The following is a 20,616-nucleotide window of genomic DNA, read 5'->3' as shown; positions in this document are numbered from 1 at the left end:
TTCTATTAAAAGTTAATTTTCTTTCTTCTCATCCCTATATTTAAAACTAATCCTATAGACATACAATTGGATAAAATGGAACTACCTCCATAACTCATGAGGGGTAATGTTATACCAGTAATAGGCATAAGACCTATTGTCATACCTATGTTTTGTAATATTGAAAATAAAAATGTTGAAACAACTCCAACGGTTATTATTGTTCCAAAGATATCTTTTGAATTTTTTGCTATCTTTATAAATCTATAAACTAAGAATCCATATAAAAACAATAGGAATATAGCTCCTATAAGTCCCCATTCTTCTCCAACTACAGCAAATATAAAATCTGTATGTGCCTCTGGAATATTGTTTCCTGCAACTTGTAATCCCTTTCGAAATCCTTCTCCAAGTATATTTCCTGAACCTATTCCCATTATAGATTGCTTAAGCTGATATGTTAATCCTTGAACATGCGCCTCTGGATTTATGAAAGATGTTAGTCTTCCTTTCCAATAAGCAGGCATTAATGGTGAATTCCATACTCCTACAATAACTATAAAAATACTTACAAGTCCACCTAGTATTACTTTTAAATCAAGTCCACCTATAAAGAATATACCTAAGGCTATAAAGAATGTAACCATAGTCATTCCCATATCAGGTTGTATTACTATAAGTGTCATTGGTAAAATAGCATAAAAAGCTACTTTAAAGAAGTTTTTAGGTTCATTTATTTTTCCATCTATATCATCCCAAAGTTTTGCAAGCATTATAATCATTCCCAGCTTTGCAAACTCTGAAGGCTGAATAGCACGAGAACCTATTCCAATCCATCCTTTAGCACCTTTATGTGTACTTCCAAGTACGAAGTCATTTAGTATTAATAACACTATTCCTGCCCAATAGATAATACCTGCGTAATTTCCTATTATGACGTAATCTTCAAGAAGTATAATATATATGACTATTGCACCTACGATCATCCATAAAAACTGTAATTTAGCATAATAAATACCTACAGTTCTATATGTAGCACTATATATATTTAAACAACTAAATAATACTATTATTACACATGTAATTATAATTCCAAAGTCTAATTGTCTTAATAACTTTTTGCTTATCTTGAACTTATCTAGCACGTCTATCCCTCCATCATATATAAAAAATTATATCACATAACTGACAAAAAGCTATGCAGAAATATAAAATTTATGCATAGCTTTTAATTTATCTTTGTTTCATTTTTTTAATAGGTATACTTGCTATAAGTGCTGGAGAACTTGCATCTACTTCTTCTGTCTTAGTTAGCCTTACTTCAACTTCATCATCATCTATTATTACATATTTTGAAATAACCTTTAAAATATCGCTTTTCATCACTTCTAAAAGTTCTGGAGCAATACTTGATCTGTCATGAATTAGTATAAGTTTAAGTCTATCTTTTGCAACTTCTTTAGAGGAAGGCTTACCTGAAAATAATTTAAATAAATCCATTTGTTTTCCTCCTATTTTAAATTAAATATTTTCTTTAAAGATGCTAAAAATCCTGATTGATGGTTGTCAAATGTTTCAATTGGAATATCTTCTCCAGTTATTCTTCTTGCAATATTAGTAAATGCTTTACCCGAAATAGCCTTATTGTTTAAAACTACAGGTTCCCCCTTGTTTGTAGCTACAGTTATTTCTTCATCAATAGGAACTACTCCCATAAGCTTAATTGCAAGACTATCCAAAATATCATTTACATCTAACATGTCACCTTTTTTAACCATATCATAGCTTAGTCTATTTACTATTAAACGATGATCATCTATTCCTTTTGCATCTAATTTTCCAATTACTCTATCAGCATCTCTAACTGAAGTAACTTCTGGATTAACTACAACTAATGCTTTGTCAGCACCTATTATAGCATTTTCAAAGCCTTGTTCAATTCCTGCTGGTGAATCTATTATTACATAATCAAATTCCTCTTTTAGTGTTTTTACTAAATTAAGCATTTGTTCTGGACTTACATCATTTTTATCTCTTGTTTGAGCTGTAGGTAATAAACATAAATTAGGGAATCTCTTATCTTTAATAAGAGCTTGTTTAATTCTACATCTTTCTTCTATAACATCTAGTAGTGTAAATACTATTCTATTTTCAAGACCCATTAGAACATCTAAATTTCTAAGTCCTGTATCTCCATCAACAACAACTACCTTCTTGCCAAGAGAAGCAAGTGCAGTACCTATGTTAGCTGTAGTAGTAGTTTTTCCTACTCCACCCTTTCCTGATGTTATTACTATTGCTTCACTCATACTTTCTTTCCTCCATTATACAAATTTGTTCGGTAAATAAGGTTCTACTATTATAATTCCATCTTTTATTCTTGCAACTTCAGGGTACGAAGGTTTAGGTCCATCCTCTGGTGATCTAGTCATTATATTGGCAATTTGAAGTATACTTGGTTGAAGTTTAAAAGCTGCTATTATGGCTTTAGTATTTCCTGATGCTCCAGCATGAACTTCTCCACACAAATTTCCTATAACTATTACATTCCCACCAGCATAAACTTCTGATCCAGGATTCACATCTCCTACTATGACTATGTTTCCCGGATAATTTATTACTTGTCCACTTCTTAAAGTCCTACGATAAAATTTTGTACGACCTTCATAAACTCCTGTAAAAACCTTATTTTTTGTTTCCCTTATATCTTTAAATATACAATCTTTTATAAGGAAATCTTCAAATAAAACTTCTTCAAACTTTGATATTTGCTTTTCATTAAATTCTTTTAATTGGGTTGTGATTATTATCGTAGATCCCTTATAGAATTTCTTTCCTATGGACAACTTATGTATAAAAATTTCAAGCATTTCATCAAAATTTTGAAATTTATTCATATCAATTATAACATTTAAACCTTCTCTATTTCCTTTTACTACTATACTGTCCCTAACCATATTAAACCTCCATAACAGCCTTACTTAATATATTTCAACACATTTTTACTAATTCCTTCTTTTATATATAATAAACTTCAAATATATTACTAATATATATATTATATAATTTAACTACAAAAAACCAGATAAAATTATCTGGTTTTTTGTATATTATATATTATTGTCCATTACTTTCTGTATTAGGCTGATTTTCAGTTTCTGTATTTTCATTTTCTTTCTCTTTGTTTTCAGCTTCTTTACTTTGTGCATCCTTATTCTTCTCATCTTCTGATTTTTCTTTCTCTTTGTTAGATTTAAGTTCGTAGTTGTATCTTGGTTTATATCCTGGATATTCCTTTTGTAATCTCTCTTTGAAATATTGTTCATATACAGCTCTTGCAACAGATGCTGCCTCACCACCGTGACCACCATCAAAGATAATAGTGCAAATAGCTATTTCTGGATTATCAAAAGGAGCAAATCCTACGAATACCGCATAAGAAGTTCTTCCAAATTGATCTTGGACACTTGATACAGTGGCAGATCCTGTCTTACCACCATTTGATATTGGGAAGTTTCCAAGTGCAGCTCTTGCTGTACCTTCATTTACAACGTCCCTCATACCATTCTTTACAGTATTTATAGTACTTTGTTTTAGATTAACCTTTTCTACTATTTCTGGTTTAAATTCTTTAACTACTTTACCATCTTGGTCTAAAATACTATCTACTAAATGAACTTTAAATCTACTTCCTCCATTTACTAATGTAGCAACATAATTTGCCATCTGAACAGGCGTAAATTGGTTAGTTCCCTGACCTATTGAAGCATCATATACGTTATTTTGGTTGTTTATATTAAAGTTACCATCATCTATTGAATATGAAATAGCTGCCGTTGCTTGTTCAATTTGGTCACTTATAAACTTTTCTTTAGTAAATTTCTTTCTTTCATCACCTGAATAAGTATTTAAGTAATCTTCATATCCTTTATCATACTTTTCTTTTAGAGAAGCATCTTTTGTAGAAAGTTCGATTAAAATATTTTTTATATCATCTATTCCACGTTTCTTATACTTCATTTCATCAATTATTCTTGCTCTAAGTTTTTCCTTTATAGCTTTAACCTCATCTGAATCACTAGGCATATCGGTTATATTTATTCCTATGTAATGTATTCTATAATTAGGTGTTCTAGTATCTGTTCCTTTAGCAAGTAATCCTAGTAAAGAATTCATATATAATGATGAAAATATTGTTCTTCCTGATTCTAAATTGTATACTTGACCGAACTTTTCACTTATTTCTATTCCAGTTGAAGGATTAACTCCAGCTGGTGCACCAAGTCCAAATTGCCATGCATAATGAGCAATTGCATCAAATCCACCATTATATTGTTTTCTTTGTTGGTATAATCTGTCTCCAACTTCAAAGAAGAAATAGTTAATAGATTGTTCAAGAGCCATTGTAACATCAACGCCTGAATAACTATGTGAATTAAAGTTTTTACCTTTGTAATTATGTTTAGTAAATATATATGGACACTCCATAGTCTGTCCTGGTTCAATTACGCCTTCTTCCAGCCCTGCTACAGCTGTAAGTGGCTTAAATGTAGATCCAGGAGGCGCTAGAGTTTTTGTAGCATAATTGTAAAGTGGCTTAGGATATATATCATGATAATCCTGTCTTATAGTTTTATTATTAGCTATACCTTTATCTATAGGAAATAATATATCCACTATTTCATCTATAGATTTTCCACTATAAGCCTGATTTGCTTCATAACTTCTTCTAAGTAGTTTTGACACATATTGTTTTCCAAACTCACCTAAGTCAGGACTAAAAAATTGTTTTTGAAGTTCTGGCGTAAGTTTACCTGGCACTGCAAATAAATTGGCATCATATCCTGGTCTACTTGCCATAGCTAATACTTTTCCAGTTTTAACATCTATAACTACAGATGCACCTCTTGTAGCATTTGTAGTATCAACATCTCCATGTCTACCTATGGATTGAAGATATTTCATTGTATCATCTAATGCTTTTTCTGTTGTATTTTGAAGTTCAGCGTCTATTGTAAGTTTTACGGTTTTACCTGGATAAGGTTCTTTTCTTCCAAGCTCTCTCATTATTCTTCCGTATTTATTTATTTGAACTATTTTAGTTCCTTTAGAACCTCTAAGTGTACTTTCAAAAGCACCTTCTATACCATCTGAACCAATATAGTCACTACTTGGATCATATCCTTTTTCTTCATATTTTTTCTGTTGAGAAGGATTTATTTTAGATAAATATCCAAGGAAACTAGAACCAACTTCATTATATTGATACTCTCTTACAGGGTCTACTGTAACTTCTATACCTGGTAGTTCTTCGTATTGTTGCATAAATATAAAGGCTGTATTTCTTTTTATATTAGATGCAATAACTACTGGTTTGAATCCATAAGAACTTTGAAGCTTTATAGAATCTTTTATCATAATAAATTTTCTTTTTTCATCTAAAGAAAATCTATCTTTAGTTATATTATAAGATTTTAATAAACCTTCATAAACTTTGTCTTTGTCTAAATTTTTATATAATTGCTCATATTGCTTTTTTTTATCTTTCTCTTTAATATCATAAGATTTTAGATATTCTTTAAAACGAGCTTCTCCATTAGCTTCTTTTCTTATATTATCAAATAACTCAGTATATGCTATTTTGTTTTCTTCTGCATTTATTTTATATAAATCTAAAAGATAATTAAAAGTTTCTTCTGGTGTCTTTTTTAATAATTCTTCATCTATTTTCTTTTTATCATCTTCTGTTAACTCATCTGTTTTTTTATCTGGAAATAGTTCCTTTTGTACTTTTTCATTCATTCCTCTATCTTTTTTAAATCTAAGTTCAATAATGTTTCTAGCTTTTTCATTATTTGTACTAAATTCAAATCTAAATGGATCTATCTTTAATTCGAATGCATCCTGTACAACTTCACTATTTTCATCTAATATTTTAAACACTTTCTTCATTGTTGAAAAGAAATTTTCTTTACTGTCATCTGTTTCAGTAAAAGCTAAAGTATATCCTTGACTACTATCTGCAAATACTTTCCCGTTACAATCTATTATATTTCCTCTTGGTGGTGTAATGGGTATATTTCTAATGGATTTTTTACTAGTCATATCCCTATATTCGTCTGCTTTTACTATTTGTAGGTAGACAAGTTTTGATAAAATCAATGAAAAAATAAATACCATAACTACAGTTAAAGCTGTATATCTATCAAATTTATTATCTTTTCTCTTCTTGATTAAATTTTTATGTCTTTTAAATTTACCTATCATAATCAATCACCATTTCTAAAATCTCCATTTTTTAATCATAAAATCTTTTTGACATAGTCTATAAACCTTTTTATATATTAAAATAGAAATTATCATATTGTATAAGCTTACATATAGAATAGTATTAACATAAAAACGTTGTCCAACTAAATATAATATTATAAACATCAAAATACCCTTTAATATACTAAGTCCAAAACAAGTTATTATAGGTATAACTGATTTATCTTTAAATATATTTTTTCCGATTTCAGCTGCAATTAAACAAATAACCATATTTATAAACATATTGATACCAATACCATTCATAATATATACATCTTGTAACAAACCAGAAAATACTCCTACATAAACAGCACTTACATTGCCATTTATTATTGAATAAAAAACTACAAATATAAATACTAGACTAGGGTAAATATGCTTTATTGATAAAAAAGGCATTAATGAATTATCTAATATTGTGAGTAATATTAATATTAATGCAACAGTAACTACTCTTTTCATTTTTCATCCCCTGAATATGTAGCTTCACCATCTTTAGGAACTACAACAAATAATTCCTCAAGTTTGTTAAAATCAACACTTGGTTCAATTACTGCATTTTTTATTAATTTACCCTTGTCTTCTTCTACATCAATAACAGTACCTATTTTTATATCTTTAGGATAAAAAGGTCCTAATCCAGATGTTAATATAACATCACCTTTTTTAACTTTAGAATCTAATGGTAGGAAATAAAGTTTTGCAAGTAATTTATTACTATAATCTCTAAATCCTTTTACAACACCATCATTTTCTCTTGTACTATTTACCATTCCAGCTACTTGTATATTTTCATTAATTATTGACTGTACTATAGACCAGTTGCTACCTACAGAAGTAACCTGTCCAACTAAGCCATCGCCAGTTACTACAACCATTTTCTTTTTTATTCCGTCGCTGGCACCTCTATTTATAACAAATCCATCTAACCAATTTTCGCCGCTTTTTCCTATTATATCGCAACCTATATAGTTATATTCAGATTTTTGTTCTTTAAAATCTACCATCTTTTTAAATCTTTCATTTTCTTTAGCTAAAGTATCGTATTGTAAAGCTTTATCTTTTAATTTAGTATTTTCTTCTCTTAATCTTTTATTTTCTTCTTTTACATCTTTAAAATGAAATACAAAATTAACATTACTTTTTACTTTATTATTAAATTTATAAACAACACCCTGTACTGAATTTAAAACCATACCCATACCATTGCCCGCAGTAGACATTTTTTCTTTTCCTACAGTATAACCAATTAATATTAAAAAGCTAACTGACAGCACAATAACAGTAACTGTCAGTTTATTTTTGAATATTCCCATATATAGCCTTTTATTTTCTAGACATTTTGTCTATGTTTTCTAATGCTTTTCCTGCGCCTACTGCAACGCAGTCTAAAGGTGATTCTGCTATATGTACAGGCATATGTGTTTCCTTATGAATAAGCTTGTCAAGCCCCTTTAGTAAAGCGCCTCCTCCAGTTAGCATTATTCCTTTGTCCATGATATCCGCTGCAAGTTCTGGTGGAGTTTTTTCAAGGTTTGTTTTTATTGATTCTACAATAGCAGCTACAGGTTCTTTTAATGCTCCTCTAACTTCTACTTCACTTATTTCAATAACTTTTGGAAGACCTGAAATAAGATCACGTCCTCTTATTTCCATAATCTTTTCTCCGTTAACAACAGATACTTTAGATTTTCTCTTTTCTTCCTTATCATCCTTTTTATCTTCTTCTACAGCTATTTCTTCTTTGCTATCTTCTAAAACTTCTTCTTTTTCTACTTCTTCTTCATTTGTTGGATAAGCAGAACCGATTTCCATTTTAATATTTTCAGCAGTTCTTTCACCAATCATAAGACTATATTCTTTTTTAATATAAGCTATTATTGCTTGGTCTAGTTCATCTCCAGCAATTCTTAGTGACTTACTTGTAACTATTCCTCCAAGTGATATTACAGCTACTTCCGTTGTACCGCCACCGATATCAACAACCATGCTTCCTGTTGGTTCTTGTACTGGAAGTCCTGCTCCAATTGCAGCAGCCATAGGTTCTTCCATTAAATATACATCACGAGCTCCTGCTCTTTTACTCGCTTCTTCAATTGCTCTTCTTTCTACAGCAGTTATTCCTGTTGGAAAACATACAACTACTCTTGGACTTGTAAAAGCTGATTTTGAACATATTTTTGTTATAAAACTCTTAAGCATTTCTTCTGTAACATCAAAATCTGCAATAACTCCATCTTTTAGAGGTCTTATAGCAACTATATTTCCAGGAGTTCTTCCTATCATTTGCTTAGCTTCGTCACCTACAGCTAAAACCTTATTTGTTACCTTGTTAATTGCAACAACTGAAGGTTCCCTTAAAACTATTCCTTTTCCTTTAGAATAAACTAGAGTGTTTGCTGTTCCTAAATCTATTCCCATGTCCTTAGTCATACCAAAAAATCCCACTTGAAATTCTCCTTTCAATATTAAAACTACAAAATATTCTTTTCTTTTAAACTAATATAATTACTATGGCCAATTATTAAATGGTCTAATAAATTAATACCTAATATAATACCACATTGTTTTAATCGCTTTGTAACATTTATATCTTCCGAACTAGGTGTTGGATCACCTGAGGGATGATTGTGACATATTACAATAGACGCACTATTTTTTTTAAGAGCTTCACAAAAAACTTCTCTTGGATGAACAATTGCAGAATTCAAGCTTCCTATTGATACATCCTTACATGAAATCACTATATTTTTTGTATTCAACATTATAACTCGTAAATGTTCTTCTTTAAAATATTTCATTTCTTCCATAACTAATCCAGCTACATCACCAGGACTCTTTATTATGTATACATCACCAGATTTATAAGCCTTAAATCTTTTTGCAAGTTCTCCCACTGCTATAATTTTTGCAGCTTTTGCACTTCCAATTCCCTTTAAAGTCATAATTTCCTCTGGTGTTAATGTCAAAAGACCATTTAATCCTTCACATTGCTTTAATATTCTACTGCTAAGACTTAACACATTTTCATTACGTCCACCAGTTCCAAGTATTATTGCAATAAGTTCACTATTTGATAACGCCTGTGATCCATATTTTATAAGTCTTTCTCTAGGTCTCTCATTTTCAGGTAAATCTAAAATCTTCAAAGTATTAAACATTTTATATACTCCTCTTTTATAGATTTACCCCCATATCCCCAAATATCTTATATAATCTATTTAGAGGAAGTCCTACAACATTGTAGTAATCCCCATTTATTTCTTCTACAAAGACTCCCCCCAAACCTTGAATGCCATAGGCTCCAGCTTTGTCCATAGGTTCCTTTGTAGATATATACTTATTTATCTTCTCGTTAGTTATTGTTGAAAATTTAACATTAGTACATACACTCTCCGTACTAATATTGTTATTTTTAGTATCTAGTACAGCAATACCTGAATATACACTGTGTACATTTCCGCTTAAAGCTTTTAACATATTAAAAGCATGAGTTTCATCCTTAGGTTTGCCTAGCACTTTTCCATTAAAAGCTACTATTGTATCACATCCTATTACTATAGCATCTTCTTTTATATCCTTTGCTACTGATTCAGCTTTTCCCTTTGCAAGTTCTTGCACATACACACTAAAATCTCCATTAAACTTAACGGTACTTTCATCAAAGTCACTTACTATGATTTCAAAATCATCAATTATTCTTTTTAAAAGTTCTTGTCTTCTCTCAGAAGCCGATGCCAATATCACTTTCATGTGATCACTCCTAATATTTTCTATAAAGTAGTATAGCGATAATAACACCCACAATTGCCATTACATTAACATAAAAGTTTACACCAAATGTAAGCTCAACTACCTTTAAATTTAGTACAAATGGACTTGCTGTACCAATAGGATATGTAGCTTTCAAAAAGCCTAGGGGGGTTATACTATTTCCTAAAATTTCACCAATAAAACTTCCACATATTCCTCCTAGCAAAATAATAAATATGAAAAAACCACTCTTATTACTGCCTTTCACCATATATTCCCCTTTTAACTTTTTATCCTATATAGTTTATCACTTAATAGTGCCTTAAACAAGTATATATAGTTACATTTTTATTAATTTTACTTAAATAACATAATACAAATTTGTATTATAATACCTTGCATAGCTTATGTAATATCTATTGTAATAATTTTATATTTTTGTATAAGTTTTTATTTAATTCTTCTAAATTATCTCTAGTTATTTTTTCAGGTAATTTTTGAACATTGTTCCTTAAATCATTTAACACTTTATAATTTTTTTCATCTTCATTTACCTTATCTAATTTACTGCACCACTCTTTAATTTGATTTGTTTGTACAAATTTAGCTTTATTATCAGAAAAGCTATGTACTATTTGTAATTGTGCATTTATTATTTGAGCAATTTGTAAACTTGCTTTGTTTTCTAAATCAGGATTTATATTGACTTTAGTATATTCTATCTTTCCTTTATCTAAAGACTTTGTTACTTTGTCCACTTCTTCTTTTGAATAAACTCCAAGTATTACTTTGTACTTTTGATCTTCTTCACATATAAATGGATTTCCAAAATGCTTTATTTCATCTTTTAATACATCTGCATTCTCTACCTTAGAAAAAACACCACATTGTATTATTGTAAAGTTATCAATTTCCGTAATACCTTTATCTACTTTATTAGTTTTCTTTTTATTTTGTTCAGTTTGTTTTGAATTTTTTTGTTCAGAAGTCGCAGTACTTTTAGATTTTTTTATAAATACATTAGATATCATAGTTCCAGACACAAAGGCTACAATAAGAACTACACAAATTGATACTACAAATACAATACTATTGTTCTTTTTATTATTTTTCTTTAAATCATATCTAGTATACTTCATAATCCTACCCCCCATATTAAATTTATGCATTCTTACTTTAATCATATTTATAATTAATATCTTTTATACTATCATACCTATATTAACTAAGTTTTAAGCATATGTTTTTTTAATATGGTTACTTCTTCATTTTTATTTTTTAATGTTTTTGATACATAAAATTTATTTTTCTCAAAAAAATTTATGTATTTATAGTCTTCCTTTTGTACTCTAGTATAAAAATTAGATATACCGCAATCACAAAAGAAGTATTTTGATATTAGTTCTAAAATTTTACTTCCAACTTTATTATTTCTCATGTCCTTATCTAATAATAAATATCTTATCCAAACTTCATTTGGATTTTTAAACTCCGTTTTTCCTTTTAATACACCTATTAATTTATCATCTTTTTTAACTTTTAAAAAAAATTCACACTCGCTGAAATAATATTCTAAAAACCTATCGTAAAATTCACTATAATCTATATTATCCATATTTTTATTTTCAACATAAAAACTATTTTGCATCCTAATCCAATTATATATATCTTTAATATCTTCTCTTTCTACACTTGTGATTTTTATATTATTATAATCAAGTTTAATATCAAACATAATAACACACCTCTTTAATTTTATTTCTACACAAAGAAATTTTTTCCTTTAAAAAAACCTTTAAGCTTATAAAATAAACTTAAAGGTTATTTATTATTCAACAATTTATGTTAATCATTTTCATACATAAGAGTTACTGTTATTATCTTTTTTATAATTTTTTTAGCTTCTTCATAGGACATACCATATCTTCTTAAAAATTGAAATATTCCTGGATTATATCTCTCTATTTTCATTAAGATTTTATTTACATCTACAAAATCTTCGTAGTCCATATCACGAGATTTATCAACAGAATAGATATCTTCATCCATCATTTTCATTCCAAAATTATTTCTAAAATCAACATTTCTAAAATCATAGTTAGCAGATGAGTTACTATCGTCTAAATTATGGTCTATTTTATAATATGTCATAGGTTTAATACTATTACATTCCATATCATTTTGCCTAAACTGTGGCATAAAATAATTATTAGGATATCCTCCTTGAACCTCTTGGAACATTCTATAATTATTCATTGCTCTAATATAAGTATTAATAGGCACCATATCATAATCTTCATCTAATGTTTTTAAAGTGGTATCTTCTTTGTTTAAATTCATATACATACCTCCAAATAATATCAATATATTATAAGGTATGCTTTAATTTTTATTTTGAATACTCTTTTCTTTTTATTCCATAGCAATTAAAGATACTTTTACTACATTGTCCATCTCTTGCATCTCTCGAAGAAACTCATTTAACTCAACTACCATATTTGATATATCAAAAGTTATAGTAACACTAGCTGCATTATTTACTGGTATATCTTGATTTATAGTTAATATATTACCATTAATTTGAGCTATTCTGTCTAATATTCTTGAAAGAGTTCCAGCTTTATGCGATAACAAGAAACCAATTGTAGCCTTTTGCACATGAGTTCCTTCTAAAACGGAAAATACAAAGTCTTTATATTTATAATAAGAACTTCTACTAATCCCCACAATTTTAGATGCTTCAGTTATGTCTTTAGCTTTACCAGTTCTTAAAAGTTCTTTTGCTTGTAGCACTTTTCCAAAGACTTCTGGTAAAATTTTTGTATTTATTATTAAGTACTTATCCATATTCCTGTTGCCATCCTCCTAATATACCCAAAATCATTTTTTTATATATAAATAGAAAAGTGGCTAAAATGTTACGTTTAGCCACTTATTTGGTGCAGAAGATGGGACTTGAACCCATACACCAAATTGGTATACGCCCCTCAAACGTATGCGTCTGCCCATTCCGCCACTCCTGCATATATATTACAATTGTATAAATAATTTTATACTATCATAATATATATTGTCAATAGAACTATGAAAAATAACTTGAAATAACCTCTTTTATTCCCTTTATATATGCCTTATCTTTTTTATATAAAAATTCATATACGTTTTGGCTTACTTTAACCTTTTTCACATATTTATCTGTTTCCTTAAAAGGAATGTAGTGAAGGTCAACACCATTCTTTGAATTTTCCTCATTGTTAAGCCACTTTTTAACATTTCCTCTACCACCGTTATAAGCTGCTATAACAAGTTGCATATTATTATTAAATTCTTGTTTTAAATTGTCTAAATACCAACACCCCATTTTTATGTTAAACTCTTCATCATAAAGCATATCCACTTTAAAGTTTTTAACTTTCATTTGTTTTGCAGCCCATTTAGCTGTAGATGGTGTAAGTTGCATAAGACCAATTGCACCTTTATTTGACTTAGCATTCTTTTCAAAATCACTTTCTGTCTTTATAACTGATGCAACTAAATACGGATCTAAATTATATTGCTCTGAATATTTTACTATATATTCTTTATAATCCATAGGATAAAACATTCTACCTATTGGTTTTATACTAATAACAATTAAGATTAGTAAGATTAATATTCCCCAAACTGCAGTCAACTTTCTCTTTTTCATTTTTCCTCCTCAAGTCTAATAACCTTTCCTAAAACTTCTTCTAATTCTTTTTTTGTGTTATCTAAACTTCCACTATTATCTATAGTAAAATCAACATATTTACTCTTTTCTTCTAGAGACATTTGAGAATTTATTCTTTTTATAACTTCCTCATAATCCATATTATCTCGTAGTTTTACTCTTTCTATTTGAGTGTTCTTGTCTACCCAAACTAAAATATTATAATCCATTTTTTCATTTATTTTGTGCTCAATTAAAGTAGGCGCATCTACAACACAAATTTTTTCATTTAATTTATTACATTCTTCTATTCTATTAAATACTTCCTTTTTTATATATGGTATTATTATATTTTCTAGTTTTTTTCTAAGATCATCCTGTCCGAAAATATGATTTCCAAGTTCTCTTCTCTTTAAATTTCCATCCGCATCTACAAATTCTTCTCCAAAAGTTTCTTTTATCTCCTGAAGTATTTCTGGATATATATTTAGAACTTCTCTAGAAATAAGATCCGCATCTATAATAGGTATATCTTTTGACTTTATCATATTAGAAATGGTGCTTTTACCGCTTCCAATACCACCAGTTAATCCAACAGTTATCATAAAAATCCTCCCCCCAATTGTAGTAAATTTAAGTAACTAATTTTTTAATTTATTTTGCTTCGTACCATGTCTCTCCAACATTCACATCTGCTTCAAGAGGAACTAAAAGTTTCATTACATTTTCCATTTTATCTACTACCATTTCTTTAACTTCTTCTAATTCATCTTTGTAAACATTTAGTATAAGTTCGTCATGTACTTGTAATATTAATGTACTTTTTAAATTTCTATTTTTTAATTCATTGTAAACCTCAACCATAGCAAGTTTGATTATGTCAGCCGCACTTCCTTGTATTGGAGTGTTCATAGCAAGTCTTTCTCCAAATCCTCTTACTATTTTATTTCTTGATTGTATTTCTGGTATGTATCTTTTTCTATTTAATATAGTTGTTACAAAACCATCTACCTCTGCCTTGCTTATAATTTCATCTATATATTTTTTTACATTAGGATATCTACTAAAATAAGTATCTATATATTCTTTAGCTTCTTTTCTAGATACGTTTATGTCCTTTGATAAACTAAAAGCACCAATTCCATAAACTATTCCAAAATTAACTGCCTTTGCGTTGCTTCTCATAAGTGGTGTTACCTCATCAATTGGAACTTTAAACACTTCTGACGCTGTTATAGTGTGAATATCTTTGTGGTGTTTAAAAGCATCAATTAATTTCTCATCATCTGCAATATGTGATAAAATTCTTAATTCTATTTGAGAATAGTCCGCTGAGAATATAACTGATTCATCATTATTAGGTACAAATACCTTTCTTATCTCTCTACCCATTTCATGCTTTATAGGTATATTTTGAAGATTAGGTTCTGTACTTGAAAGCCTTCCTGTAGTTGTAACTGTTTGATTGAAACTAGAATGTATCTTTGCGTCTTCATCAATTACATTTTTAAGTCCTTCAACATAAGTAGAATCAAGCTTTGTTATTTGTCTGTACTCTATTATTTTTTCAATTATAGGGTGACTATCTTTAAGCTTTTCAAGAACCTCTGCATTAGTTGAGTATCCTGTCTTTGTCTTTTTAATTACTGGAAGATCTAACTTTTCAAATAATATTTTTCCTAGTTGTTTTGGTGATTTTATATTAAATTCTTCATCTGCAAGTTCATGAATTTCTTTTTCTAAAGTTTCTATTTCTTTTTTAAATTTTTCACCTATTTCAGTTAATCTATTTTCATCTACCCTAAATCCTTCACATTCCATAGAGGCTAAAACTTCAATTAAAGGTAACTCTACTGTATATAATAGTTCTTCCATATTTGATTTTTTTATGTCTTTTTCTAACTTTTCATAGACGTCTTTTATATAATAAGTTTCATTTATCTTTATGTTATCATCATCTTTTAAACTTAATAAAAGCATTTCTTCTATTAAATCCTTTAACATATAATCTGATTTTGATGGTTGAAGTAAGTAGGCTGCTATTTTAGTATCAAAAGCTATATTTTTTGCAGCAATATTGTGTTTCTTTAGAACAACATAAACTTTCTTACTATCGTGACATACTTTTTTTATTTTTTCGTTTTCAAAAAGATTTTTTAAAATTTCAAAATATTTTGCTCCATCTTTATCTTTTATTTCATTTGCACTTATTACGAAAACTTCTTCTTTGTGTCTTACATATAAATTATTAAATTCTATTTTTGAATAAATATTTTCATCTACAAAATCAGCTTGAATATAAATACTATCATCTATACCCTCTACAAATTTTGAAAAATTCTCTATTGTATTTATATTTGTAGATTTTATATTTATATCAGATTCCTTTACCTCTGCTTCATCTTCTTTATCTAAACCTTCATTATCACCTATATTGTCTAATAAAGATTTAAAACCTAAGCTCTGGAATAACAGTCTAACACCTTGTATATCGTAATCTTCTTTTGATTTTATTTCGTCTAAATTAATTTCTATAGGTACATCCTTGCATATAGTGGCCAGTTTTTTACTAAGAATAGCTTGTTCTCTATAGTCTATAAGATTTTGTTTCATTTTTTTACCACTTATGTTTTCTACATTTTCTAGAACATTTTCTATACTTCCATATTCTTTTATAAGTTTTAATGCAGTTTTGTTTCCTATTCCCGGAACTCCCGGTATATTATCCGATTTATCTCCCATAAGTCCTTTTACATCTATAAACTCAGTTGGAGTAACTCCATATTCTTCTATCATCTTATTTTTGTCGTATATTTCTTTTTCGCTCATTCCTTTTTTGTTTATAACAACACGGACATTATCAGTTGCAAGTTGAAGCGCATCACGATCTCCAGTTACAATGTAAACTTCAATACCTTTCTCTTCTGCAAACTTAGATAAGGTGCCTATTAAATCATCTGCTTCAAATCCTTCAATTTCAAATATGTTTATAGCAAGTTTGTTTAATATGTCCTTAACTATTGGGAATTGCTCGTTAAGTTCATCAGGCATTTTAGCTCTTCCTGCCTTATACTCTTCATACTCTTTATGTCTAAAAGTAGGAGCTTTTTTATCAAAGGTAGTTACTATGTAATCTGGTTTTATTTCTTCTTTCATTTTAAGAAGCATTTTTATAAATCCATAGATAGCATTAGTATGTATTCCCTCTTTATTAGTTAGTGGTGGTAATGCGAAGAACGCTCTGTACATAAGACTATGTCCATCAAGTATTAATAATCTTTCTTTATTCATTATAAACCTCCGTTATTAACTGTAATAACACAGTTATTTTAAAACATGTATACTTATTAGTTTACTAATTTTATATACTTATATCAATGAAATTAAATAATTCCTCCATTATTTATTATAACCAATTTTTATTAAAGATGAATCATGTGCTTTAACTACTTACCATGTGAATAAGTTCATATATGTCACTTATTCAATGTCAAATATGTATAATTAAGAAGCTTAACATATTTTATTAATTTTAATACATTGATTATTAAATTGATTTACAAAGATGTTTCAATATATTATACAGTATTTTATATTCTTTTAAAAACACCTCTATAAAATACAATATATTCATAAATTTATGTTATAAATTTCTATAATAAAATAATTTTCTTGACTTACTATTAAAAACATGTTACGATATTATTCGTAAAACGCGCCGAAGTGGTGGAATTGGCAGACGCAACGGACTCAAAATCCGTCGCTGGCAACAGCGTGCGGGTTCAAGTCCCGCCTTCGGCACCAATCGTATGTATGGCAAAAGGACTTTGGATTAATTCCAAAGTCCTTTTTTAATTAACATCTAAATTATCTACATACTCTTTTGCTTCCTTTAAACCCATACCAGTAACATCTCTTAGTTTTTTTATGGCTTTAACTTTTTGATCTGCTTTAATAAGTTTTATTAACTCATCTTTAAGTTCACAACTTATTTTTTCTTTATACTTATCCGGTACATCTATTCCAAAATAATCAATAATACTATTTAATTTTAATTCTATTTCTTCTTGATTACGTTGGAGCTTATTAATATTGCTATTTAATATAATACATAAAATGAGTACTAAACTTATAATTCCAGATTCCATATTCTCATCTCCCATAATTCTTTAATTTTAAATTTTTTTAATTAATTTTCATAGACTTATAATTATTTCACCTTATTCTTTTTTCTAATACATGCTCTAATAATATTAGATTTATTCATATATACCACCTAAACCCAACATTTTAACTTAATTGTATAATATTATAATATTAATTTCTACAGTCCACTTAATAATTTAGTTAAAATCATCTTTATATCTTAGAAACTATATAAAAAAGCTTATAACCTGAATGCTATAAAAATAGCAACCAAGCTATAAGCCTTTTAACTTTATATATTTATATTAAATTTCTTCTACACTTTCTTTTAAAATGCTGTATGCATACTCGATTATTTCTCTACAAGTTATGCCTTTTCTCTTTAATTCTATACATTCAAGTGTTCCATACTTTTCTTTTACTCTACTTACTAAATCTCTAGTATACATTCTTGAATTGTTTGCATCAGCAGCTTCTTCTCTACCCTTTAATGAACCTAATGCTATAAGCGCACCTGTAATAGCTCCACAAGTACCCCCTACAGCCATTCCGCCACCAAAAGGAGTAGCAACTGAAACTGGTATGTTTGTATTGTTTTCATCATTAAATGCCTTTACTATGGATTCGGCACAATTATATCCTTGACTATGATATTCTGATACTTTTGTCATTTTTATACCCCTCGTCTTAAATTTTAATTTTGTTTTAATAATCTTGTCTAAGGTTATTATAATATTAAACCTATTCTATATACAAATATAAATTTTAATCTTTAAATTAAATAATTGAATCTTTATTTTATACACTACAGCTATTTAGTGAATGCTTTAAAGCATATAATTTTTCTCTAAAGTTGTTATATAAGATTTTATCATTTTCAGCCCATATATACATTTCATATATATTAGATATTATTTTTTTCTTATTTTTTAAAACTTCTTCATAACTTTGTATATGACTATGAAGATTATCAAACTTTTCCTCTATAAGGGATGATATTATAAACAAATTTTCTATAGCATGATTATTATTTTTTTCTACTATATATAATTTAGCTTCTTCTATTAACTTGTCTACTGTAGAATTACCCATTTTAATTAGATCATCACTGGAATCCTTTAATATATAAGGTAGTATAAACTTACTTACAAGTAAAGCTAAAATTAATCCTAAAGACACAAATAACATTCTGTACAAAAACACCGTTCCTACACTAGATGTTATTGCCGCTGTTCCAAGGGCAGACAATGTGACGCATATCATTTTTCTATCGTATCTTGTGTTATATCCATCTATATATCCTGATCCCATTACGATTATTGATCTTATAAGTGGATTCTTAATTATAGTAAAAAGCACTAAGAATATTAACCCACCTATTAATGTTCCCTTTATTCTATTGTAAGATTTACTCTTTGAATTTTCCCCATACGGTTGTACAATTGCAAAAACTGTGTATGCCATCCATCTCGCTTCATATATTTTAAAATAATCCATTATAAATATAGATATGGTAGCACATATAGAAACTCTAATTGCATAGGTAAATCTTAAAGAACTACAATTAAAATTTCTTTTTAATATATTTATTATGTTAAAATCTTGTGGAATAGGATAATGTTTATTTATACAATCATGATTTTCTAACTCATTTAGTTGTATAAAATAATTGCATAAAATATCTAAGTTTACTAGTATTCTTTTTAATAGAGAATTACTTTTTATCTTTTCTTCATTTATACATTCCATTATTTCTTTTTTAATATTATTTAATGCATTTTTATCGTCTTTGCTCTTGTATAATCTTATAAGCTTATCTTGTACAGCTTTTAAAATTTCTTTATAGTCATTTTCCTCATAATCAGTGTATAAATCATTCATGCATAAATTTATACTTTGCAATATAAATGCTATATTAAGTTTTATTCGTCCACCTTCAGTTAAATAAAACCCATTTTTCCTTTTACCATATACTAGTTTTTTTATCTTTTTTATCTCTTTTTCAATACTTATATCTATACAATTATAATCTTCTTTAGATATTACTGCTTCGTTTTTATTAATTAATTCCTGAAATATACTTTCTATAGACTTATTTGTTGATTTTACTAGTCTATGCTTGTTACATATAAGTTGTAAAATCATAATAAAAACACTTCCAATTACTAAGGATAGTAATCTCATTAAAATTTGTTCATTAGAAACTGGTACACTTAACATAAATAAATACTGAAGTCCAAAAGGTATATAAAGATTAGTTTTTAAATCATAGCAAAATAAAAATCCTATAATAAACATTGCTATAAAATTTATAGGTATACCTACAAATAGATTTTTACTTGCAATAAATGAAAATACTCCAAGCAGAAGATTAATTGTTATTAAGTATGCCAAATGTTTCATAGGCGATATTGTCAAATCTTCTTCTAGTAGCATTAGTGCAGCAGTTATTACAGTTACCCCTATAAGAGTATTTTCTATTCCAAATAATTTTTGAAATAAAATTATAAAGGATATTATAAATATAAATAAAATAGTTTTTGAAAATATAAGTTTTTTATTTATCTTCATGCTCTTCCTCACTCCTTTTTTAGACAGTAAAGAAGAGTATATCACAAATAATGTTTATTTAACAATATTTTTATAATATTGAAACATGATAATAAAAACTATTTTCAATCGTTTTCATTTTTTTCATTATATTCATTTTATAACCTGTATTATTTTTGTCATTTCCG

21 protein-coding genes and 2 tRNA genes are annotated in these 20,616 nt (G+C 28.0%); 1 reads left to right on the top strand and 22 read right to left on the bottom strand.

The features are described from left to right. Positions 1 to 5: 5 nt before the first annotated feature. The 19 genes from rodA to polA form a co-directional block, all read right to left on the bottom strand. On the bottom strand, positions 6 to 1,124 hold the full coding sequence (gene rodA, locus NT01CX_RS04080) for a rod shape-determining protein RodA (protein WP_011721781.1): 1,119 nt from the start codon (positions 1,122 to 1,124) through the stop codon (positions 6 to 8). An 88-nt stretch (positions 1,125 to 1,212) separates the two neighbouring features. Next, positions 1,213 to 1,479 (bottom strand): cell division topological specificity factor MinE, encoded by a 267-nt coding sequence (gene minE, locus NT01CX_RS04075; protein WP_011721780.1) that lies wholly within the window; start codon positions 1,477 to 1,479, stop codon positions 1,213 to 1,215. 11 nt (positions 1,480 to 1,490) lie between these two features. Further along, positions 1,491 to 2,288, bottom strand: a complete 798-nt coding sequence (gene minD / locus NT01CX_RS04070; protein ID WP_011721779.1) for a septum site-determining protein MinD — start codon at positions 2,286 to 2,288, stop codon at positions 1,491 to 1,493. Positions 2,289 to 2,303: 15 nt separating this feature from the next. Continuing rightward, positions 2,304 to 2,936 (bottom strand): septum site-determining protein MinC, encoded by a 633-nt coding sequence (gene minC / locus NT01CX_RS04065; protein ID WP_011721778.1) that lies wholly within the window; start codon positions 2,934 to 2,936, stop codon positions 2,304 to 2,306. Between the two features lie 160 nt (positions 2,937 to 3,096). Next, entirely contained in the window at positions 3,097 to 6,246 is a 3,150-nt protein-coding gene (locus tag NT01CX_RS04060) for a penicillin-binding transpeptidase domain-containing protein (protein ID WP_011721777.1), read from the bottom strand. Between the two features lie 15 nt (positions 6,247 to 6,261). Continuing rightward, the gene (gene mreD, locus NT01CX_RS04055) at positions 6,262 to 6,753 is read right to left on the bottom strand and encodes a rod shape-determining protein MreD (RefSeq protein ID WP_011721776.1); all 492 of its coding nucleotides are present in this window, start codon (positions 6,751 to 6,753) and stop codon (positions 6,262 to 6,264) included. Beyond that, complete coding sequence (gene mreC / locus NT01CX_RS04050; RefSeq protein WP_011721775.1) at positions 6,750 to 7,607, bottom strand: rod shape-determining protein MreC; 858 nt, start codon at positions 7,605 to 7,607, stop codon at positions 6,750 to 6,752. The genes mreD and mreC overlap by 4 nt, the downstream gene beginning before the upstream one ends. Before the next feature lie 10 nt (positions 7,608 to 7,617). Then, on the bottom strand, positions 7,618 to 8,739 hold the full coding sequence (locus NT01CX_RS04045) for a rod shape-determining protein (RefSeq protein WP_039227221.1): 1,122 nt from the start codon (positions 8,737 to 8,739) through the stop codon (positions 7,618 to 7,620). A 26-nt stretch (positions 8,740 to 8,765) separates the two neighbouring features. Then, a complete protein-coding gene (gene radC, locus NT01CX_RS04040) occupies positions 8,766 to 9,452 on the bottom strand; it encodes a RadC family protein (RefSeq protein WP_011721773.1) in 687 nt (228 codons plus the stop codon). A gap of 16 nt (positions 9,453 to 9,468) precedes the next feature. Next, positions 9,469 to 10,044: a Maf-like protein gene (locus NT01CX_RS04035; protein WP_011721772.1), complete on the bottom strand. Its 576-nt coding sequence runs from the start codon at positions 10,042 to 10,044 to the stop codon at positions 9,469 to 9,471. A 10-nt stretch (positions 10,045 to 10,054) separates the two neighbouring features. Next, on the bottom strand, positions 10,055 to 10,312 hold the full coding sequence (locus NT01CX_RS04030) for a DUF4321 domain-containing protein (RefSeq protein WP_039227218.1): 258 nt from the start codon (positions 10,310 to 10,312) through the stop codon (positions 10,055 to 10,057). Positions 10,313 to 10,460: 148 nt separating this feature from the next. Beyond that, on the bottom strand, positions 10,461 to 11,183 hold the full coding sequence (locus NT01CX_RS04025) for an SPOR domain-containing protein (protein ID WP_011721770.1): 723 nt from the start codon (positions 11,181 to 11,183) through the stop codon (positions 10,461 to 10,463). An 86-nt stretch (positions 11,184 to 11,269) separates the two neighbouring features. Further along, positions 11,270 to 11,779: a GNAT family N-acetyltransferase gene (locus NT01CX_RS04020; protein WP_011721769.1), complete on the bottom strand. Its 510-nt coding sequence runs from the start codon at positions 11,777 to 11,779 to the stop codon at positions 11,270 to 11,272. 110 nt (positions 11,780 to 11,889) lie between these two features. Beyond that, positions 11,890 to 12,384 carry a hypothetical protein gene (locus NT01CX_RS04015; RefSeq protein ID WP_011721768.1) on the bottom strand — a complete coding sequence of 165 codons (495 nt, stop codon included), beginning with the start codon at positions 12,382 to 12,384 and terminating at the stop codon, positions 11,890 to 11,892. Between the two features lie 72 nt (positions 12,385 to 12,456). Further along, entirely contained in the window at positions 12,457 to 12,891 is a 435-nt protein-coding gene (locus NT01CX_RS04010) for an ACT domain-containing protein (RefSeq protein ID WP_011721767.1), read from the bottom strand. Between the two features lie 90 nt (positions 12,892 to 12,981). Next, positions 12,982 to 13,067 (bottom strand) — tRNA-Leu (locus NT01CX_RS04005). Between the two features lie 59 nt (positions 13,068 to 13,126). Further along, positions 13,127 to 13,732, bottom strand: coding sequence for a lytic transglycosylase domain-containing protein (locus tag NT01CX_RS04000; RefSeq protein ID WP_011721766.1), 606 nt, complete (start codon positions 13,730 to 13,732; stop codon positions 13,127 to 13,129). Next, positions 13,729 to 14,337 (bottom strand): dephospho-CoA kinase, encoded by a 609-nt coding sequence (coaE, locus tag NT01CX_RS03995; protein WP_011721765.1) that lies wholly within the window; start codon positions 14,335 to 14,337, stop codon positions 13,729 to 13,731. Before coaE ends, NT01CX_RS04000 begins: the two co-directional genes overlap by 4 nt. Before the next feature lie 49 nt (positions 14,338 to 14,386). After that, positions 14,387 to 17,023, bottom strand: a complete 2,637-nt coding sequence (gene polA / locus NT01CX_RS03990; protein ID WP_011721764.1) for a DNA polymerase I — start codon at positions 17,021 to 17,023, stop codon at positions 14,387 to 14,389. Between the two features lie 426 nt (positions 17,024 to 17,449). Between polA and NT01CX_RS03985 the strand changes: the two genes are divergently transcribed. After that, positions 17,450 to 17,536: transfer RNA gene (locus NT01CX_RS03985), tRNA-Leu, on the top strand. 47 nt (positions 17,537 to 17,583) lie between these two features. On the opposite strand, the gene NT01CX_RS03980 is transcribed toward NT01CX_RS03985, so the two are convergent. The 3 genes from NT01CX_RS03980 to NT01CX_RS03970 all read right to left on the bottom strand — a co-directional run bounded on the left by NT01CX_RS03980 (position 17,584) and on the right by NT01CX_RS03970 (position 20,449). Next, complete coding sequence (locus NT01CX_RS03980) at positions 17,584 to 17,880, bottom strand: ribosomal protein L7/L12 (RefSeq protein ID WP_011721763.1); 297 nt, start codon at positions 17,878 to 17,880, stop codon at positions 17,584 to 17,586. Between the two features lie 303 nt (positions 17,881 to 18,183). Beyond that, entirely contained in the window at positions 18,184 to 18,549 is a 366-nt protein-coding gene (locus NT01CX_RS03975) for a C-GCAxxG-C-C family (seleno)protein (RefSeq protein ID WP_011721762.1), read from the bottom strand. A 127-nt stretch (positions 18,550 to 18,676) separates the two neighbouring features. Next, positions 18,677 to 20,449, bottom strand: coding sequence for an FUSC family protein (locus tag NT01CX_RS03970; RefSeq protein WP_011721761.1), 1,773 nt, complete (start codon positions 20,447 to 20,449; stop codon positions 18,677 to 18,679). Positions 20,450 to 20,616 lie beyond the last annotated feature (167 nt).

The organism is Clostridium novyi NT (assembly GCF_000014125.1).
Classification (GTDB): domain Bacteria; phylum Bacillota; class Clostridia; order Clostridiales; family Clostridiaceae; genus Clostridium_H; species Clostridium_H novyi.
Note: the sequence above shows the minus strand (reverse complement) of the source record. Positions and strands in the feature narration are given on the sequence as shown.

What these genes read in the sequence shown, in the direction of transcription:
- coaE (WP_011721765.1), bottom strand. Translation starts at nt 14,337, where the DNA reads ATGATAACTGTTGGATTAACTGGTGGTATTGGAAGCGGTAAAAGCACC.
- NT01CX_RS03980 (WP_011721763.1), bottom strand. Translation starts at nt 17,880, where the DNA reads ATGGAATCTGGAATTATAAGTTTAGTACTCATTTTATGTATTATATTA.
- NT01CX_RS04060 (WP_011721777.1), bottom strand. Translation starts at nt 6,246, where the DNA reads ATGATAGGTAAATTTAAAAGACATAAAAATTTAATCAAGAAGAGAAAA.
- polA (WP_011721764.1), bottom strand. Translation starts at nt 17,023, where the DNA reads ATGAATAAAGAAAGATTATTAATACTTGATGGACATAGTCTTATGTAC.
- radC (WP_011721773.1), bottom strand. Translation starts at nt 9,452, where the DNA reads ATGTTTAATACTTTGAAGATTTTAGATTTACCTGAAAATGAGAGACCT.
- NT01CX_RS04015 (WP_011721768.1), bottom strand. Translation starts at nt 12,384, where the DNA reads ATGAATTTAAACAAAGAAGATACCACTTTAAAAACATTAGATGAAGAT.
- mreD (WP_011721776.1), bottom strand. Translation starts at nt 6,753, where the DNA reads ATGAAAAGAGTAGTTACTGTTGCATTAATATTAATATTACTCACAATA.
- NT01CX_RS04010 (WP_011721767.1), bottom strand. Translation starts at nt 12,891, where the DNA reads ATGGATAAGTACTTAATAATAAATACAAAAATTTTACCAGAAGTCTTT.
- NT01CX_RS04000 (WP_011721766.1), bottom strand. Translation starts at nt 13,732, where the DNA reads ATGAAAAAGAGAAAGTTGACTGCAGTTTGGGGAATATTAATCTTACTA.
- NT01CX_RS04025 (WP_011721770.1), bottom strand. Translation starts at nt 11,183, where the DNA reads ATGAAGTATACTAGATATGATTTAAAGAAAAATAATAAAAAGAACAAT.
- minC (WP_011721778.1), bottom strand. Translation starts at nt 2,936, where the DNA reads ATGGTTAGGGACAGTATAGTAGTAAAAGGAAATAGAGAAGGTTTAAAT.
- NT01CX_RS04035 (WP_011721772.1), bottom strand. Translation starts at nt 10,044, where the DNA reads ATGAAAGTGATATTGGCATCGGCTTCTGAGAGAAGACAAGAACTTTTA.
- NT01CX_RS03975 (WP_011721762.1), bottom strand. Translation starts at nt 18,549, where the DNA reads ATGACAAAAGTATCAGAATATCATAGTCAAGGATATAATTGTGCCGAA.
- mreC (WP_011721775.1), bottom strand. Translation starts at nt 7,607, where the DNA reads ATGGGAATATTCAAAAATAAACTGACAGTTACTGTTATTGTGCTGTCA.
- minE (WP_011721780.1), bottom strand. Translation starts at nt 1,479, where the DNA reads ATGGATTTATTTAAATTATTTTCAGGTAAGCCTTCCTCTAAAGAAGTT.
- NT01CX_RS04020 (WP_011721769.1), bottom strand. Translation starts at nt 11,779, where the DNA reads ATGTTTGATATTAAACTTGATTATAATAATATAAAAATCACAAGTGTA.
- NT01CX_RS03970 (WP_011721761.1), bottom strand. Translation starts at nt 20,449, where the DNA reads ATGAAGATAAATAAAAAACTTATATTTTCAAAAACTATTTTATTTATA.
- minD (WP_011721779.1), bottom strand. Translation starts at nt 2,288, where the DNA reads ATGAGTGAAGCAATAGTAATAACATCAGGAAAGGGTGGAGTAGGAAAA.